Genomic DNA, 18,965 nt, shown 5'->3' on the forward strand with positions numbered 1-18,965 from the left:
TTTAGTTTTTAATCACTTTGAATGTTTTTTTAGTATTTCCATAAATAACAATTGCAGTATAAGTTCCAGGGGACAGATTATTGTCTATGGTGATATTTTGATTGGTATAAAAAGCATTACTAGAAAAACAAACACTACCTTTCATATCTATTATTTTTAGTTGAATGGGGTCTTTTTTGGCTGATCTTATTTGGATTTTAGTTTCGTTTGTAAATGGGTTTGGATAGAAAAACATTTTGTTGTTTTCTAGAGTTGTGTTAGGAATTCCGAGCGTACTTTCGTCAATGGCATCTATATAATTGAAGTTGAATTTTGATTTGTAATGAATTTTGATATAGTTCTCACCTTCGGGTAAAATTATACCACTAACGATTTTGTCAGTGTAAGATTGTAAATCACCAGTGGCGTCAAAAGTTTCATCTGTTTTTACGATAACCCCATTAACACTAATGTCGAATTTGCCAGCATCTAGCGAAGCAACTCTAAAGGTAAGCTGATAGGAAGCATTTTTGGAAACCTGTATCATATATTCGCCCCAATCACCAGGATCAACAAAGCAAACGTTCTGAACTGTACCTCCATCGGTAGTATTTTGTAAACCAGTTCCTCGTCTGCGATAGTGTTTGTTGGCGGTAATTCGGCCAGGAACATTCATTTTTTTGGAGGTGTAAGGAACATTCAAATAAGCAGTGCCTATTGGTTTTATTGTCCCGCTTGCAGCACCCAGTAATTGTCCTTCTAACATATCAGTCCAATCGGCAGGAACTCTACAAGTAAACCATGAATAGCGATAAATATCGGGATCGTTTTCAAATGACGTGACAACTTCTTTCATAAAATTAGTCTTGTCTGTTGCCGATTGTATTACTCTGTTTGCAAATTCGGTTACCCAAATAGGGCGATTGTATTTTTTTAATAAGCCAGTAACCCCAATCACAGAGCCTGCTGTATCATCATAAGTATGAAAAGCAATATAGTCAACCTTACAAGTTGGACAAAGACTAAAAAACTCATCATGCCAAGCAATTGGACTTTGATATCCTCCGTAATTGGAAGGACCATTGTAAGCTGGTGAAGCACTTACAATTTCTAATCCTTTTGCGGCCGCTATTTTTTCGATATTGGCCCAAGCATTTACGGCTTCTTGCGGAGTCAATCTAGCACCGTCATTAAAATTAGGCTCATTAAAAGCTAATAAATATTTGGTATTAGGTTTTATTGTAGCGATAAATGCATCTGGATTGTCTATTTTGCCCCAAGCCATAGGGACAAATTCTACTCCCATGCTTTCATAATCCGCACTTACGGTAACTTCAGGTGCAACAGACCAATTGTACCACCAAGAAATTCCAGATTTTAGAGCATTCATATCGGCAACGCTATGTTTACCATAAGCAACTCCTCTTTTAGGACTTACTTGTGCGTGACTGTTAAAACAAAATAAGGAGTAGATAAATGCAATGATGTAAAGCGTAATTTTTAGCATACTATAATTAATGTATTAATAAAAGAGTATTTCAAAAATACTTTAAAGAGTACTTACTTAGGAGGTTAAAAATCACATCAAAAACACATCAAGTTAGGTTTTGAGGTCAATTGAAAGTTTTTTTTGAATTTTAACCAAACAAAGTCTTTAAAAAGAAATCTATGCCTAAAACTGAAAACATTTCTTTACTTTTGTGCCAACCAAATTATAAGTTATGTACAAGATTTTTATTCGCCCACTACTTTTTTGCTTCGATCCAGAAGATGTGCATTATTTTACTTTTTCTTTTATCCGAATAGTTTCAAAAATCCCAGGGGTATCTTCTTTGATTCGATTTATTTACCAGGTAAATGATAAAAGATTAGAAACTGAGGTGTTTGGGTTGAAGTTTAAAAATCCGGTTGGATTAGCCGCAGGTTTTGATAAAAATGCTGTTTTATATACACAACTTTCTAATTTTGGATTTGGTTCTATCGAAATAGGTACGCTAACGCCAAAGGGACAACCAGGTAATGATAAAAATCGCTTGTTTCGTTTAAAAGAGGATTCTGCTATTATTAACAGAATGGGGTTTAATAATGATGGTGTTCTTGATGCTGTTGAACGTTTGAAAAAAAATAAAGGAGTATTGATTGGAGGGAATATCGGAAAAAATAAACTTACTTTAAATGAAGATGCTACCGCTGATTATGAAATTTGTTTTGATGCTTTATTCGATTATGTGGATTATTTTGTGGTAAATGTAAGTTCACCCAATACACCAAATCTTAGAGCATTGCAAGAAAAAGAGCCTCTAACAGCATTATTACAGACTTTGCAAAACAAGAATTTGGCAATGCCAAAATCAAAACCCATATTGCTTAAAATTGCTCCAGACCTTACCGATGAACAACTGTTAGATATCATTGATATTGTAAAAGATACTAAAATTGCAGGTGTTATCGCAACGAATACGACCATTTCTAGAAGTGGATTAAAATCTTTAAATCAAACTGAAACAGGAGGATTGTCAGGAAAACCTTTGACTTCCAGATCTACTGAGGTGATTCGTTTTTTATCTGAAAAAAGCAATAAAGCTTTCCCAATTATAGGTGTAGGGGGAATACATTCTGCCCAAGATGCTCTCGATAAATTAGAAGCAGGAGCAAGTTTATTACAATTATATACTGGTTTTATTTACGAAGGCCCTGCATTAATCAAAAAAATAAACAAAGCTATTTTGGCCAAAAAATAAGCCGATATTTTTTCTTTCTTTATAACACAAAACCTTTTTTATATATTTGATAGTTATGGAGGGTATAAAAATTATCGAATGTCCAAGAGATGCAATGCAAGGTATCAAAGCCTTTATTCCGACAGAGAAAAAGGTTTCTTACATACAGTCTTTATTGCGTGTAGGTTTTGATACAATTGATTTTGGTAGTTTTGTGTCGGCAAAAGCAATTCCGCAAATGCAAGATACTGCCGAAGTGTTAGCACAACTTGATTTGTCTAAAACACGAAGTAAATTGTTGGCAATTATTGCTAATGTTCAAGGAGCAGTTTTGGCTTCTCAGCACTCGGCTATTCAATATTTAGGTTTTCCTTTTTCAATTTCCGAGAATTTTCAAATGCGCAATACGCATAAAACAATTGCAGAATCTCTGGTTACCCTTGAAGAAATTTTAAATATTGCCGATAAGACCAATAAAAAAACGGTAGCATATCTTTCTATGGGATTTGGAAACCCTTACGGAGATCCTTGGAATGTCGAAATAGTGGCGCATTGGACTGAAAAATTGGCAGGAATGGGAGTCGAAATTTTATCACTTTCTGATACCGTTGGGAGTTCTACACCAGAAGTAATCGAATATTTATTTTCTCATTTAATTCCGCAATATCCTAATATCGAGTTTGGAGCCCATCTTCATACAACTCCTAATAAATGGTTAGAGAAAATAGATGCTGCTTATAAAAGTGGTTGTCGTCGTTTTGATGGTGCCATTCAAGGTTTTGGAGGATGCCCAATGGCTACCGATAGTTTGACTGGGAATATGCCAACAGAGAAATTGTTGTCTTACTTTACAGTTCAGAAAGAGAATACGAATTGTAGTCCAATGAGTTTTGAAAGTGCCTATAACGAAGCTTCAAAATTATTTAAAGCTTTTCATTGATTAAGAAGTCATATTTAATATTCAATAGACATTTCGTTTCTTTTTTTTTGCTATTTTAGTTTCAAAGTACTGCCTTGAGTACCTTGTAAACTCAATCTTACATTATGGAATTCCCTTGTTTTAAAAGAATATTTTTAATCACGACTGTAATCTGTTGTTTTTTTTCCTGTTCGAGTGATTTAGATTTTGAGCAAGCAAAAGATTTGAAAATTCAACCAGTATTTACAACCAATCTTGCTTATCAAAAAAAAGAGGCTACTGATTTTATTTCAAGTGGAACCGAAAATCCTATTGCGATCTATACAGCAGATGTTGATTTTCTAGAGAGCTCATTTATAGAAGAAGATTTGGTTAAAGCCGAATTGTATTTTAGAATAAAAAATACCGTCCCGAGAGCATTCACTTATGATGTTACTTTTTTTGATGTATCCAATACTCCAATTTACAATTTGAGAATAAATGTTCCTGCTTATGATGGAACTGAAGCTTTTGTAGAAAGAACAGAGACTTTCACCGAAGCTAATGTTGATATTATAAAAAATACGACTACTATGATGTTTTCATCCTTGATGCATTCGGGGACACCTATAACCATTGCAACACCAGGAAGGATAGAATTGAGTTCAAGTGCAACAGTTTATTTTGAAATCGAATGAAAAAAACCATTGTACTTTTAAGCCTCTTTATAGTGACTTTTTCTTTTTCTCAAAATAGAGAAATCCTATATAATTTTACACCTCAACCTCAAAGTTTATTAGTTAATCCTGGATCGGATGTAAAATTTAAATGGTTCGTTGGTGTGCCATTACTGTCGGGAATATCTGCAAATGTAGGTTCTACTGGTTTTGATGTTTATAGCTTATTTGCCGATAATGATATTGATTTTACGACCAAAGTTAAAAATGTCATAGCGACTACCAATAGTAATGATTATGTAACCGCAAATCAACAACTCGAAATATTTACAGCAGGATTTAGAGTAGGAGGCGAAGAGAACAAGTCGTATGTTTCTTTCGGGATGTATCAAGAATTTGATTCCTTTATTTATATCCCAACTGATTTGGCTGTTTTGTCTTTGTATGGAAATAATGACTATATAGGTAAATCTTTTAATTTGGGAGATTTGAGTGTGAAAACCGAACTGCTTTCTGTTTTTCATGTAGGATTCAACAAACAAGTAAACCAAAAGTTGATACTTGGTGCTCGCGGAAAAATTTACTCAAGTGTTTTCAATGGTAGATCTACTAATAATTCAGGTTATTTTGTCACCACTCAAGGCAATGATTTGATTTACAATCAGTCTATAAAATCAAATCTGCAATTGGATACTTCGGGAATTTCCAAATATTTAGATGAAGATTATGAGGGAGATGTTGCAAGTGATATGATTGATGATGCTGTTGATGGTGCTTTTTTAGGAGGAAATTTAGGTCTAGGTTTGGATTTGGGACTTACTTATTATCCAAAACGAAATATGCAAATAACAGCCAGTTTGGTTGATATAGGATTTGTAAATCACTCTAAAGATGTTGAAAGTTTTACATTAAAAGGCGATTATGAATTTAGAGGAGTAATCGATGAATTTAATTCGGATGGTACTGTGAAGGATGCGTATCACGATTTTAGAGAAGCTATTCCGTTGGATACTCTTTATCGTAAATATACAACACAACGTCCTCTAAAATTTTATTCATCTTTTCAATATTCTTTCGAAGAAGAAAGACCAACAGAATGTGATTGTGCAACCGATCAAGAATCTTGGTATCGAAATGCAGTTGGGATCCAACTATTCGGAATGAGTACACCAAGAGAACCTCTATTGGCACTAACAGCTTATTATAGACGAAGAATTTTAGAAAACCTTCAAATGAAAGCGACTTATACCATTGATTCGTATTCGGCCAAAAATTTAGGTTTAGGACTTACAACAAAAATAGGGATGTTTAATTTCTACGCATTAGCCGATAATCTGTTGTCGCTAGGAGATGTTTCCAAAGCTAATGCACTTTCATTTCAAATAGGAATCAATATTATTTCGGGAGGAAGTAATTAGGTCGAAAAGTGGTGATTTTTTTTCGTATTAAATTTTATTAAATATCCTTAAGGTAAATAAAAAAAAGTAATAAAAGAGGTTTTTAGCTTAGAATTGCTTACATTTGCACGCAATTCAACTAGAAATTGCAACATGATAGCACACAACTCCAAGATTATCGGCGAAGGTTTAACTTACGATGATGTATTATTAGTCCCTAATTACTCAAATGTGCTTCCTCGCGAAGTGAGTATCAAATCCAAGTTTTCAAAAAATATTACGCTTAATGTTCCTATTGTATCTGCTGCTATGGATACCGTAACCGAAAGCTCTATGGCAATAGCAATGGCGCAAGAAGGTGGAATAGGTGTTTTACATAAAAACATGACCATCGAACAACAAGCAGCCAAAGTTCGTAAAGTAAAACGTGCTGAGTCTGGGATGATTATAGATCCAGTAACCTTACCATTAACTTCTACAGTTTCAGATGCCAAAATGGCAATGAGAGAATATGGCATTGGAGGAATTCCTATTGTTGATGAAAATAAAATATTAAAAGGTATTGTAACCAATAGAGATTTACGTTTTGAAAAAAATGGATCAAGACCTATTGTTGAAATAATGACTAGAGAAAATCTAGTAACAGTAGCCGAAGGAACTTCATTAGAACAAGCTGAGGTCGTGTTACAAGGTCATAAAATTGAGAAATTACCTGTAATTAATGCTAAAAACGAGTTGGTTGGATTAATCACGTTTAGAGATATAACCAAGTTGACACAAAAACCAAATGCCAACAAAGATCAGTTTGGTCGTTTGCGAGTAGCTGCTGCTTTAGGAGTAACAGCTGATGCAGTAGAAAGAGCTTCGGCATTGGTAAAAGCTGGAGTAGATGCTGTAATCATAGATACTGCTCACGGTCATACTCAAGGAGTGGTAGAAGTATTGAAAGCGGTAAAAGCTAAATTCCCTAATTTAGATGTAATTGTTGGTAATATTGCCACACCAGAAGCTGCAAAATATTTAGTTGAAAGCGGTGCCGACGGTGTTAAAGTTGGTATTGGTCCTGGTTCTATTTGTACCACAAGAGTTGTTGCAGGAGTTGGATTTCCACAATTTTCAGCCGTTTTAGAAGTAGCTGCTGCAATCAAAGGTTCTGGTGTTCCAGTAATTGCGGATGGTGGTATTCGTTATACAGGCGATATTCCTAAAGCCATTGCTGCAGGAGCAGATTGTGTGATGCTAGGATCATTATTGGCAGGAACAAAGGAATCTCCAGGAGAAACAATTATTTTCGAGGGAAGAAAATTTAAATCTTACAGAGGAATGGGATCTGTTGAGGCGATGCAAGAAGGATCAAAAGACCGTTACTTCCAAGATGTTGAAGATGATGTCAAGAAATTGGTACCAGAAGGAATCGTTGGACGCGTGCCTTACAAAGGAGAACTAAACGAGAGTATGCAACAATTTATAGGTGGACTTCGTGCTGGTATGGGGTATTGCGGTTCTAAGGATATTGCAACTTTGCAGGAAACAGGTCGTTTTGTTCGTATTACAGCAAGTGGTATCAATGAGAGTCATCCTCATGATGTTACCATCACAAAAGAAGCTCCAAATTATTCTAGATAATTAGCAGTTTGATAAATAGAGAAAAAGAGGCTGTCTAAAAAGTCTTAAAAAAGTAAAAATCCCGAAAATTTTCGGGATTTTTTTATGTTTATACCTTCGGTTTAATAGTCAAAAATAGTTGGTAAAAAGGCTGTAAAGCATTATGGAATATGATGTTTTCGAAAGTTTATTGAAATTCGTTTCAATAAACTTTTTATTTATGCAAAACTCAAAAAAATAATATCTTGAGGTTCTAGGATAAGCAAGTTAAAAATAGACTTTAAGTCGCTATCCAGCAATAGTTCATTTTCCTGAAGATATTTTTTAATAGTACTGTCCAGTAAAAGATAAATTTGAAAAAAATCAAATCCAATTTTAAAGCATCAATAAATGCTGTTTTCATCAAAATTGACGAAGAAACAATTATATCAAATAGCTGCTTAAAAATCAAAATTATTCACAAACGAAAGGAGTTGCCCTTTAAGCAACCTCTTTTTTGTATTTCTTAATTGCTATCGGATTAAACTAAAATGGCCTTTAATGATTTTATCGTTTTCTATTTGTATCGAAAACCAATAATCATCTGCTGGTAATTCCTTTCCGTTAAAAGTGCCATTCCAACCATTTCCTGCTGGGTTTAATTGTTTTAATAATTTGCCATAACGATCAAATATGGCTATCATGGATACAGACAAAGTGTCTAAGTTTTGTATTTCCCATGTATCATTGAATCCATCATTATTTGGGGTGAAAAAGCGAGGATAATCCAATACAAATACTTTATAGGAAGTCGAGGTATTACAGCCATTTTTATCTCTGGCCGTTGCCCAGTATGTTCCAGCTTCTAATCCTCTGAAAACAGGACTGTCTTGGTAGGTGTTTCCGTCTAATGAAAATTCGTAATCCCCATTACCAGTATAGGATATGGTTATTGTATTATCATTTCCTGCAAAACTATTGACTTTCACATCTGTAATTGTTGCATTTTCAGATGAAATTACATTGAACTCTTTGGTTTTTTCGCAACCATTTGAATTGGTTACTATTACTGAATGATCTCCAGGGGCAGTAATAGTTGTTGTATTGTCTGTATCTCCATTATTCCACAGATAACTGGTGTAACCACTATCAACTGTTAAAGTAGCACTTGATCCATTACACAAAAAAGCATTTTCTTTTTCGAAATTTGCTGGATCGAAAACGTTTATGATTAGGGTTTCGGGTATAATTTTATAACAGTCAGAATTGTTTACAATTCGAGCATAAATAGTTTGTTGATTTGGAGTTGTGTTGGTGAATAGATTTGGTAATACATTTTGTTGAACGATGGCATCATTCATCGTTGCGTAATATTCTACAATTAAACCTGATGGTAGCCCATTTAGAATTTGTGGTGTAACTTTAGTAGTCAAATCAAATTGGGTAATTCCGTCTTGTAAAGCATCGGTGTCACAACTCTCAATAGGAGATTGCACAGCTACCACATTGTTGGAGACTGCCAAATTTACTGTAGCATAATTTACACAACCAAATTCATTACTAACTCGAGCATAAAGAGTTTGAGTTGCGCTTGTATTTGTGAATGCGTTTGGGGTTGAAATCGGATTGATTTTACCCTGAGCATTTGCCAATGAGGTGTGATAGATTACAGTTAAATTTGAATTATTGTTTTTGATAATATTATCTATTTTGGTTAAATCAAAAAGAGTTATTCCGTCACCATCATCATCACATTGGTACAAAGTTGCGTTGTTTAGAACAATTTGAGGAGCGTATTCTATTTTTATTTCATCCTCAGCTCTACAAGTCGAAGGATATAAAATGACTTTTACTTTATAAGTTCCAGCATTCGTAACGGTTAGTGATGAGTTGGTTTCGCCTGGTAATGGTGTTGTAGAACCATCTTTGTACCACTCATATGTGTAGGTAGAAGATAGGTTTGTGTCTATGGTATAACTTTCACCAAAACATAAAGGATTGTTGGTGGCTGTAGTACGATCTGGCCCTAAGTCCATTTTTGAAGAAAAACTTCCAGCTTCAAGGAAAATAGCAGAATCAAAATATTGTTCTTTATCATCAGCAATTACTAGTTTAATATGATACTTTTTTCCAGCAACTACATCGCTTTGAGCGTTTAATTTAATAGTTTGAGCGCTAAAGTTTATAGGGCTTGCGGGGGTGTTAAAACCATTAAAATACGATTCGTTTATAGCAGGACAACCAGAATGTGTGATACCATAATAGTCTGTGTAAGAGTTGGTAAGTAAGTGAACGTTTTGAGAAGAAACAGGTATGGAAGTTCCAGGAAGTACGGCTAAATTTTTATAATCTTCTGTGCTTCCGGCTTCTTTGATTAAAAATGCAAAACCATCTGAATATTCGCAAGGAAAGTAATACTGATATTCATTTGAAGCAAAAATATAATTAAAACTGATAAAGTTGGTCAGCGGAACAAAGTCAAATTCAAGCACAGTAGCATTTGTACTAGTTATACCTAAAGCCTTATCTAAATCGGGATCTCCTCCCCATAAATAATTTCCGCCACCAGATTGATCGCTAACATAAGGACCTACGGCGTTTTGGCTACTAGCAGTACTTAAGATAACTCCGTCTTTGAACGGGAAATTACTAGTTCCCGCATTGAAGTACCCGTAGCTTCTTTGCCCTTGTGTATAATTGTCCCCACTTGCAAAAGTGTTTTCTGTAGTGGCACAACTACTGTTGACCAAAACATTTTCGACCAATTCTTGTGCAGTTTTGTTATCTTCAATGGTGATGTACTGAGCCGAAACGATTGACGATATTGATAAAAAAAATAAGAGTATAATAGATTTTGTTGTAGTCATCTTACAAATATACTATAAATCTCTAGTTTTTAAAATCTTATAGGATAGGACTAAGAATATTGTTGTCCAGCACAAAACGATTACAATATCAGAGAAATGAACACTATAGTCTTTTATGTTTTCAACACCAATTTGATTGCCAATTGTTTTTGCCAAATTGGTTCTTGTAGCTGGTTCTACTATCAAATTGGCCATAGATTCTAATGGGAAAAATTGTGTGATATAATCAGCTGTTTTGCCTTCTGGAAATACACGAAAGTTCAAAATCCCTTTAGCAATTGCTTCTATAATATTCCAAACCAAAAGAAAACCTAGAGCAAATGCTGATCTTTTAACTAAAATTCCCAAGAATAGGCAAAAGGAAAAAAAACCAATTAGCTTTACAAAAAAAGCAATTAGATATTCTAAATCCGAAAATACAATACCGAGTTCTGTATAAGAAGAAAAGCTGTATCCTAAAATTAAGGTCATTATAAAGACAAAAATTGTAGAACAAATTGCAAATAAAACGATGGTTACAAATTTAGAGAGAATGAATTCTTTTTTGCTCAAGCCATCGATCAGATTTTGTTTTAAAGTGCCATAACTATATTCGTTGGCCATCATTGAAACTATAATAATAGCCAAAAATAGTTTAGCTATTGCGGCAACGTAAGTGTTAAAATGCCAAATGTAAGGGAAGTTAAAAATTCCCATTTCGGCAATTTGAAATTTAAATGCTCCGAATTCAAATTTAATGGAGGCAATCAAAGCAATAAAGGAAAGGAGTATAAAATATGTTAGTGTTAATACCCGACTGGCTTTGTTTAGCCATATTTTTTGCAATTCTATAGAGAGTAATCTTTTCATATTTGATTCGTTAGTCTTTGATCCAAATTATAGCGTAAGTAGTTATTCGATTTTGCGATAGTAAGAATGGTTTATTGCTTTTTGGTTAATTCTAAAAATTGTTCTTCAAGACTATTTTTACGTTTAACTAAATGACTAAGACAAATACTGTTGTCAAACAAAAATTGATTTAAATCTTTTGATTCTAATTTGTCTTTTAAATAAACCAAAACTTTGTTATCGGCCTTTGTAACTTTGTCTATAGCAGGGTGACTTTGCAAAACGTTAATTAATTTGATAGAATCATCAGCTTGTAGTTCAAAGAAACCTTCGTTTGCCGAAACCCCATCAACTGGCCCTGAATAGAGAACTTCGCCTTTACTTAATACTAAAACATGTGAACAAACTTTCTCGACTTCGTCTAATAAATGTGATGCCAATAGAATTGTTGTGCCTTGAGCAGCAATTTTTTTTATAATATCTCTAATTTGATGAATTCCCTGGGGGTCTAGGCCGTTTGTTGGTTCGTCTAGAATTAAGATTTCAGGATCATTTAATAGGGCAGAAGCTATTGCTAAGCGTTGTTTCATTCCTAATGAAAAGGTATTAAACTTACTGTTTTTTCTGTCCTTCAACCCAACCAATTCTAATTTTTCGTCTATTTTAGAATAATTAATGTTCTTTATTTTGCAAACTAATTTTAAGTTTTGGGTGGCCGTCATATACGGATAAAAATTTGGCCTCTCGATTATGGCGCCCACTTTTTTTAAGGCTTCATGAGTTTGCAAATTACCGCCAAACCATATGTATTCGCCCGATGTTTTGTTGACTACATTAAGGACTATTCCTAAAGTGGTTGATTTTCCACTTCCATTAGGCCCTAAAATTCCATAGACATTTCCTTTTTCTATTTCTAGTGAAATGTCCTTTAAGGCTTGAAGACTACCGTAACGTTTGCTAAGGTTGTGTATTGAAAGGATTGTTTCCAAAATATATCGTTTTTTGTATAGGACGAATTTGCTTGTTTTTTGTTACTCTTATTGTTAATTTTTTATGTCAATACATTGAAGCAGATGATTTTTGTTGGGTTTTTATAATTTTAATAAAGTCTTGATCTTGAATAAACAGGGCTTTTGATGTAAATTTGTAGAAAATGTATTTAAAATGAATGACGAACCTTTGATGTTTTTTAAGAAACCGTGTTACCCTATTAATAGTGCTCTTTTAAATTATTTGGAACGATTTGATTTGGTGTCAAAAGAACCAGTAGTTTATGATGATCTTTTGAGGTTTGTAGGTTCTATTAGTGTATTTGATAAGAAAGGTCAAGATACTTTGTGGGTTAGAGTCTATTACAATGATTTTGAACGCGAGGAGATAGATCTAACTTTAAAAAAAGTATATTCCTTATTATATTCTGATGGGAATACCGATATTTTGCAATACCTAAATGTAGATGCAATAGACTATTGTACTTTTGGAAATTCGAAACCATTTCGAATAAAAGTGCGAAATATTTTGAATGATAATTATACTCATTTTTATATCAAAAAAGCAGATTCCTCTAGGATTTATGGATTGGAATTAGAACATTTATTATCGCCATACAAAATTAATTTCTTGGTGTTTAAAGATACTTTGATTGAAGAGCATATTACAGGGATACCAGGAGATGTTTTTATGAAAACCTTTTTGCCAAGATGTACCGAAACAGAAAAAGCACAAATTGCCAAAGAGTTTGTGAAGTTTAACGAGCGATGTATGATTCGATTATTGGGAGATATGCGATCGTATAATTATGTAGTTATCCCAATTCACGATTTTGATCAAATTGTTTTCAAAATTCGCCCAATTGATTTTGATCAGCAATGTTTTGAAGGCAATTTTAAAGTATATCGCCCTCAATTTTTCAAAGAGAACTATCCAATGATTAAAATTGTAAAGGAAAAACTCCAAGACAGATCGATAGAGCAGTACAAAAATGAAGAGCGCTCGGCTTTAGCCAAAAGAATCAATACAGCCGAAAATAGGATAAAGATTCTAATGAAAATTATGAGTAATGATCATATTTCGAATGAGGAAAATCTCGCTCAGCTGAAACTAGAATTATATCGTTATACAAACGATATGAATTTTAAAAATGCAAAATCCATGGGAAGTGTTCTAAATGCCGCTTTCGAATTTGTTACACGAAATTTTAATAACGTCAATGTATTCAAACCAGGATTTTAGTTTTATAAAGAACCTAAATTTTTCCTGTTGAAGTGCTTGAATAAAGTCTCATTTATTTCTTTTAACTCAGGAGTTAAAAATGTTTTTTTGTCTTGTAAATCATTTGTCAATTCCATATGGCAAACTGTGCATTTGAATTCTTTAAAATGATTTGTTACATTTCTGACAGTCACTATTTTATGTCCAAAAAAGGAACAAGATGTTTTTTTATCGGTAAATTTCGATATGAATTGTAAAAAGCTCATAGTGTGGTATTTAAAAATTCAAAACAAACATATATCAAAATGTTTTATACGTCAAATAAATCCGATGAAATACATGTTTTTGTTTTAAAAATAAGTTAATTATTACAATTTAGTTGTTTTTTGGGTTCAATTTAGTTGCAAAAAAAATCCTCAACTGTCTGGACAATTGAGGATTGTAGAATTGTTGTAGAAAAAAGTCTATGATTTTTGTTCTTTGTTGAAGTAAACCAGGTAATAGTACATTTGTTTTTCTTCGTCCCATCCTTTTTCTACAAATTTTTCAGCACTGTCAGGATTGATAAAATCCATTTTGATTTGAATGTTTGTGTCAAGGTTAATTACATTTTTGATAGACTTTCTTGCATCACTTACTGCTGCATTAGCAATTGGGAATGAGGTTATATCCTCGATACTGTATTTGTCTCCTTTGTCTTGTTTGTAATTTTTAAACTCTGGGATTAAATCAGGATTATCAATTACTTCATTTAAGAAATTGCTTTCTTCGAATTGATCGTTCTTTGCAAAGTAATTTACAGAACGATTCATAAACATTACTTCTTCTTTTTTGTCCTCAGCAGGGAAAACCACATCTTTGGCAAAGTTTTGACAGAATTTCAAATATTTTTTGGTAATGAAGTTTTCGTCTTCAAAAGCATCAACCGATAAAAAGTGTTCCAACCAGTATCTAGCGTCATAACGATTACTGTCAACAGATAAGATTTTGTAACCTTCTTCTTTTTTGTAATTAAAAATAAGACAACCTTTGTCTAATTTATTCAAACTTACACCGTGTTGTAAAATCATTTCCAACTGAGTTCCTTTTTCTTCAAACTGTAAAAAATCGGATTGGATTTCGCTTTTGAAAACTCCAATAGCATCAACTACATTGTTGTCAATACTTAAATTAGTTAGGTAAGTTACATATACTTCACCGTTTTTGATATGTGGATGATTGGATTGTTCAAAAAGATGTTTGGTTATTTTTTTGGAAACATCGTGCAAATTGCTTGGATTGGTAAAAATCTCAGTTGCATATTTGTACATCTCGTTATAGTCCAAATCTACTTCGTGAGAAAACTGAAAATAGTTTTCCTCTTTTTCTTTAAATGATTTAAAGAAAAATTCTTTCATCAACGGTACAATTTCGTCATTTAATTTAAAAGGTTCTTCTGATAAAAAAAGAGGCTCGTTGCGACTCATGTTTCCAACACGATGTATGGATAATGTTTCGATGTGGGTGTTGTATAAGTTGATCATATTTTTTTTTTTATTTTTAGATAAAAGAAGCAAGATAAAAGATAAAAGTAATCGTTTATTTAATTCCTTCTGTCTTTAATCTTGCTACTGATTTTCTATGTCTTTTTTGTAAAAGCTTAAGCTTAAATTTGTTCTATTTTAATTCCAATTTTCCTCAAAACCGTAATCTTCAAAGCTATCATCTCCTTCAAACATATCAAGGTCATCTTCGTCTAGATCGTCTTCAAATTCTCCATAAATGTCATCGTGCATACTATCTGCTTCAAAGTTTTTTTCTAAAGCTTCAGCAGGCATTTCGCCATGCGAAAATAAAGTTTCGGGATAGGTTGCTCCCACATGTTCCTCTTCAATAGCAGCAAGTTCCACAAGGAAAGTCCACATATTAATAAAGTCGTAAACATATATGATTTTGGTATTTTCCTGGTCTAAAATATCGGATAACTTGTAATCACTCATTATTCGTTGTTCACCCGGTACATCTCCAGTGTCAAAAAGTGAAATCTCATCTTCTTGGTTCCAGGTTTCATCACAAGTGTAAAAAGAGGCTACTTCCATTCCGTCAAAACCAAATGAATTAAAAATAGCATTGTGTAAATCTTCTAAAGTGTCTTCAGCAAGTATTGCTATGTCTCTAAAAATGTCTTCCTCGGCATCTAGAATAACTCTGAATTTATAAACCATAATCGTTGTTTTTATTGAAAGGACAAATGTAAAGTTAAATTTTAGATTTCATATGCTGATGTTTATTGTTTTTTTCTTGCGCATATGCAATTCATACAAGTACAATTGTTACTGAATTGAATGTGTGAATTCAAATTCATTTCAATTGTTTTGTAGCAGTGAGGCGAAAAAGAGGGAATTTTTTATTTAAGTCTAATAGATTTTGAAATTCTTTTACGAATCTTATGGTATCTTTTGTGAGTTGGGTAATATCTATTAGGAGTCATGTTGTTAAAAATTATAGCAACAGTTAATAAAATCATTACGCCAACAAATACAGGAGATAGCATGTACCAGTATCCTAAATCTTTAATTTTTTCAGAACCCATGATTGCAATAAGAGCAGTTGCGCCTCCTGGTGGGTGCAGGGTTTTGGTTATTTGCATCATAATGGTTGCAAATGAAACAGCCAGCGGAGCTGCGATCCAAAGAATATCGGGTGCAAGTTTTTGAACCGTCACGCCAACAAATGCAGAAACCAAATGTCCTCCAACTAAGTTTCGAGGTTGGGAAAAAGGGCTTTGGATGATGCCATAAATTAGGACACTAGATGCTCCAAAAGAGCCAATAAGATAAACAGCATCATTGCCTTTGAAATGAATAGATTGTATGTAAGCCAGAATTGCAATACCCACAAAAGATCCTAAAAATGACCAAAAATGCTCTTTCGAATCGACTAAAGTTTCTCTGTAAAGGATGTATTTTGTTTTGCGATATCCTCTTTTTATTTTTTGAACTGGCATGTTTTTATTTTGTGAAACTTGGTGAATATGAATAAACGGTATAAGGGTAAAGCATTTTTGCAGTATATTTTGAAATCAAACTAACGACAAGAATAGGTGCAAACAATGTATAATCGTTGATTAAACCACAAACCAAAAAGATAGCTGTAAAAGGCGCATGAATGCTGGCACTCAGAACCGCTGCCATGCCAATAATCATAAAATTTAGAGGGATTACTTGGGTATTGAAGTAGGTGTTTAGAACCGATGAAACCAGTAATCCTAAAAAAGCACCTATAAATAGACTTGGAGCAAATACACCTCCATCTCCTCCAGAAACCAAAGTAATCGAAGTTACAATTGGTTTTAGAATCAAAATTCCAATAAAGGTATAAGTTAAAGTTGTGGTCAAGGGCAATTGATTTGAATTGCCAAAAATTGTTTTTATCGAATGGTATCCTTCGCCGTATAATTGAGGAAAAATAAATAAGGATACGCTCAAAACAATCGATCCAATTATTATTTTGTAATAATGTTTCTCAATTTTTGCAAATTGTGATTTGAAAAATAATACACAACGCGTAAGATAAACTGAGTTCATCCCAGCTAAAATTCCTAAGAGAATAAAATACGGAATGGCTTTTAGATGCCAAGTTGTAATGGTTACATTAAATAATGATTCCTCTTTCAAAATAGAAAGCAATCCAAAAGCGATAGAAACTGCAATTACTGTAGATACTACATAAGCTCGTGTTACTTTTCTTGAAATTACTTCGATAGCAAATAAAATTCCTGCTATTGGACTGCTGAATAAAGCTGTAATTCCTGCCGCAACACCAGCACATATTAATTCGGTTTTGTATTTGCGGAATACATTTTCTTTTTGATGTGCTACTGAACCAATGGTTGCTGTGGCCACAACAGTAGAAATTTCAATTCCTGTTGATCCTCCAAAAATTACGGTAAGTAATCCGTTTATGAAATGAGATGGAATCTTGTAAGTTGGTAAATTTTTTGATGGGGATTGAGTACTTTCAAAAACTTCCTTGATGCCTTTGTTTTCTTTTTTCTTAAAGAGATATTGTCTTAAAAAATAAATTACAGATAATCCAAACACAGGAAAAATGATGTAATAAATGGGGTTTAATGATACTTCTCGTATAAAAATACTTTCATAGTGTTCTGTTGCCTTTTTTAATAATATTCCTAAGAACGATGACAGAAAACCAATTAAAACTGAAACTATTATTAATTTTCGAAGGATAATAAATTGATGATTTTTTTTGATTTTCGCCGTTTTGTTCATCAGAAGTAATTTTGTAAAAGCTATTTTTTTTGCAAAATTATGAAAAACAAAAGAAAACCTGCGTTTTCGCAGTAAATTTTACATTTTTTTTTACTATTGAAACATTCAGAATGATTGATTTAGTTTTAATATTGAATGCTAAAATTCTCAAAAAAAGATTTGTTGCTCGTAAAACTCAATTGGGGTATCGTCAGGATCAGCCATAAAGAAAAACTGTTTTCGGGTAAATTCATCTACTCTAATTTCTTCGGCAATACACCCTTTGTTTATGATGTAGTCTCTTGTCTCTTGAATGTTATTTACTTCAAAAGCCAAATGTCTTAATCCTGCTGCTTCGGGTCTGGATAAACGTTTAGGAGGGTTTGGAAACGAAAATAATTCGATTATGTAGTTTCCATTTAATGCTAAATCAAGTTTGTAAGATTGTCTTTCTTCGCGATAAACTTCTTGGATTACTGTAAGTCCTAAAATTGATGTGTAAAAATGTTTTGATTTTTCATAATCAGAACAAAGAATGGCAATGTGATGTATTTTGTTTAAGGAGATCATTGAGAAGGGGATGACTTTAATAAATAAAATTTAGAATTTTGTTTTGGCAATTTTATCGTGCAGTTTGGTAATTTCCTGCAAAGCCGCCGATGAATACCAAGGTGTCAATTCGGCTTCTAATAAATTGGCTTGTATGGCTGGGTCGGTGGCAACCAGTTTTTGGGCTTCTTCGATGGTTGTTACGTTAAAAATATAAATACCTCTATAGTTTCGGTCGTTTTTCATAAAAGGACCAGCAACAGCTAGTTTTCCTTCTTGTGCCAGTTTGTTTATGTTGGCCATGTGCCCCGCAAAAAGCTTTTGGGTTTCTTCTTTTGAAGTTGTTGTGTTACTACCTGATTTTAATAGGCAAAACACATATTGTTTCATTCCATATTCATCGGCACCCAAAGAATTAGCCATTTTTTCATCGTATTGGGTAGCAGTTTCTTGAGCAAAACAGGTAATACTCGCAAACAGGAATAAAACTAGGATTAGTAATTTTTTCATAAGGATATGTTTAAATGATTACGCAAGTAGCTTTTTTAAGATAACAATTTGTCCCAAATGATAAATATCGTGCTGAATTATTCCGTGAATATGCTCATAATAAGAGTGACCATTGTTAGTGTATATTTTTTCTAAATCACTGTCTTCTAATTTTTCAAAGTACGAATTCCATAATTCTTGTGTTTTTGCCAAACTTTGGAGAGACTGTTCCCATGCCGCTTCGGATGGATCTAAAATTGGAACAAAATAATTGTGTTCTGGAGTTGTGATGGTTTCGCCTTGCATACGCCTTAGAATATTTCGTCTCCATTGTATTAAGTGGTTTACAATTTCCCAAATCGTATTCAGTTTAGGATTTGTTTTTCGATAGGCTTGCTCTGCCGTTATATCTTTTAAGGTGTTGACCAAAGTAACTTCGAGCCAAGGATTTCCATTGTAAATGGACTGGTATAGGTTCAGAATTCTTTTGCGCTCAGACATAATGTGATTTTTTGA

18 protein-coding genes are annotated in these 18,965 nt (G+C 33.3%); 6 read left to right on the plus strand and 12 right to left on the minus strand.

The genetic code is table 11. The features are described 5' to 3' along the window. Position 1: 1 nt before the first annotated feature. Positions 2–1,486: a glycosyl hydrolase gene (locus ABEB18_RS08605; RefSeq protein ID WP_348798863.1), complete on the minus strand. Its 1,485-nt coding sequence runs from the start codon at positions 1,484–1,486 to the stop codon at positions 2–4. 214 nt (positions 1,487–1,700) lie between these two features. On the opposite strand from ABEB18_RS08605, the gene ABEB18_RS08610 reads away from it, so the two are divergent. From ABEB18_RS08610 to guaB, 5 genes are all read left to right on the plus strand, one after another. Continuing rightward, positions 1,701–2,720: a quinone-dependent dihydroorotate dehydrogenase gene (locus tag ABEB18_RS08610; protein ID WP_348798864.1), complete on the plus strand. Its 1,020-nt coding sequence runs from the start codon at positions 1,701–1,703 to the stop codon at positions 2,718–2,720. A gap of 55 nt (positions 2,721–2,775) precedes the next feature. Further along, positions 2,776–3,639: a hydroxymethylglutaryl-CoA lyase gene (locus tag ABEB18_RS08615; protein ID WP_348798865.1), complete on the plus strand. Its 864-nt coding sequence runs from the start codon at positions 2,776–2,778 to the stop codon at positions 3,637–3,639. A gap of 104 nt (positions 3,640–3,743) precedes the next feature. Then, positions 3,744–4,295 carry a hypothetical protein gene (locus ABEB18_RS08620; RefSeq protein WP_348798866.1) on the plus strand — a complete coding sequence of 184 codons (552 nt, stop codon included), beginning with the start codon at positions 3,744–3,746 and terminating at the stop codon, positions 4,293–4,295. Further along, positions 4,292–5,692: a DUF5723 family protein gene (locus ABEB18_RS08625; RefSeq protein WP_348798867.1), complete on the plus strand. Its 1,401-nt coding sequence runs from the start codon at positions 4,292–4,294 to the stop codon at positions 5,690–5,692. Before ABEB18_RS08620 ends, ABEB18_RS08625 begins: the two co-directional genes overlap by 4 nt. 132 nt (positions 5,693–5,824) lie before the next feature. Then, on the plus strand, positions 5,825–7,297 hold the full coding sequence (guaB, locus tag ABEB18_RS08630) for an IMP dehydrogenase (protein ID WP_348798868.1): 1,473 nt from the start codon (positions 5,825–5,827) through the stop codon (positions 7,295–7,297). Positions 7,298–7,788: 491 nt separating this feature from the next. Here the strand turns inward: guaB and ABEB18_RS08635 are convergent, their stop codons facing one another. The 3 genes from ABEB18_RS08635 to ABEB18_RS08645 form a co-directional block, all read right to left on the minus strand. After that, complete coding sequence (locus ABEB18_RS08635) at positions 7,789–10,122, minus strand: T9SS type B sorting domain-containing protein (protein ID WP_348798869.1); 2,334 nt, start codon at positions 10,120–10,122, stop codon at positions 7,789–7,791. Between the two features lie 12 nt (positions 10,123–10,134). Further along, the gene (locus tag ABEB18_RS08640) at positions 10,135–10,971 is read right to left on the minus strand and encodes an ABC transporter permease (RefSeq protein ID WP_348798870.1); all 837 of its coding nucleotides are present in this window, start codon (positions 10,969–10,971) and stop codon (positions 10,135–10,137) included. 71 nt (positions 10,972–11,042) lie between these two features. Continuing rightward, positions 11,043–11,939: an ABC transporter ATP-binding protein gene (locus tag ABEB18_RS08645; RefSeq protein WP_348798871.1), complete on the minus strand. Its 897-nt coding sequence runs from the start codon at positions 11,937–11,939 to the stop codon at positions 11,043–11,045. Between the two features lie 175 nt (positions 11,940–12,114). On the opposite strand from ABEB18_RS08645, the gene ABEB18_RS08650 reads away from it, so the two are divergent. Next, on the plus strand, positions 12,115–13,182 hold the full coding sequence (locus tag ABEB18_RS08650; RefSeq protein WP_348798872.1) for a hypothetical protein: 1,068 nt from the start codon (positions 12,115–12,117) through the stop codon (positions 13,180–13,182). A gap of 2 nt (positions 13,183–13,184) precedes the next feature. Here ABEB18_RS08650 and ABEB18_RS17510 read toward each other — a convergent pair whose 3' ends face one another. The 8 genes from ABEB18_RS17510 to ABEB18_RS08685 form a co-directional block, all read right to left on the minus strand. Further along, positions 13,185–13,427 (minus strand): DUF1660 family phage protein, encoded by a 243-nt coding sequence (locus ABEB18_RS17510; protein WP_498371371.1) that lies wholly within the window; start codon positions 13,425–13,427, stop codon positions 13,185–13,187. Between the two features lie 198 nt (positions 13,428–13,625). Beyond that, the gene (locus tag ABEB18_RS08655) at positions 13,626–14,684 is read right to left on the minus strand and encodes a nucleoid-associated protein (protein WP_348798873.1); all 1,059 of its coding nucleotides are present in this window, start codon (positions 14,682–14,684) and stop codon (positions 13,626–13,628) included. Positions 14,685–14,822: 138 nt separating this feature from the next. Next, positions 14,823–15,365, minus strand: a complete 543-nt coding sequence (locus ABEB18_RS08660; RefSeq protein ID WP_348798875.1) for an IS1096 element passenger TnpR family protein — start codon at positions 15,363–15,365, stop codon at positions 14,823–14,825. Positions 15,366–15,547: 182 nt separating this feature from the next. After that, positions 15,548–16,147: an HPP family protein gene (locus tag ABEB18_RS08665; RefSeq protein ID WP_348798876.1), complete on the minus strand. Its 600-nt coding sequence runs from the start codon at positions 16,145–16,147 to the stop codon at positions 15,548–15,550. 4 nt (positions 16,148–16,151) lie between these two features. Then, complete coding sequence (locus ABEB18_RS08670; protein WP_348798877.1) at positions 16,152–17,432, minus strand: chloride channel protein; 1,281 nt, start codon at positions 17,430–17,432, stop codon at positions 16,152–16,154. A 147-nt stretch (positions 17,433–17,579) separates the two neighbouring features. Next, positions 17,580–17,981, minus strand: coding sequence for an SMU1112c/YaeR family gloxylase I-like metalloprotein (gene gloA2, locus ABEB18_RS08675; protein ID WP_348798878.1), 402 nt, complete (start codon positions 17,979–17,981; stop codon positions 17,580–17,582). A gap of 30 nt (positions 17,982–18,011) precedes the next feature. Then, the gene (locus ABEB18_RS08680; protein ID WP_348798879.1) at positions 18,012–18,470 is read right to left on the minus strand and encodes a YciI family protein; all 459 of its coding nucleotides are present in this window, start codon (positions 18,468–18,470) and stop codon (positions 18,012–18,014) included. 18 nt (positions 18,471–18,488) lie between these two features. Next, positions 18,489–18,950 (minus strand): DinB family protein, encoded by a 462-nt coding sequence (locus ABEB18_RS08685; protein WP_348798881.1) that lies wholly within the window; start codon positions 18,948–18,950, stop codon positions 18,489–18,491. Between the last annotated feature and the right edge of the window lie 15 nt (positions 18,951–18,965).

The sequence above is a fragment of the Flavobacterium adhaerens genome, from assembly GCF_040045115.1.
GTDB lineage: Bacteria > Bacteroidota > Bacteroidia > Flavobacteriales > Flavobacteriaceae > Flavobacterium > Flavobacterium adhaerens.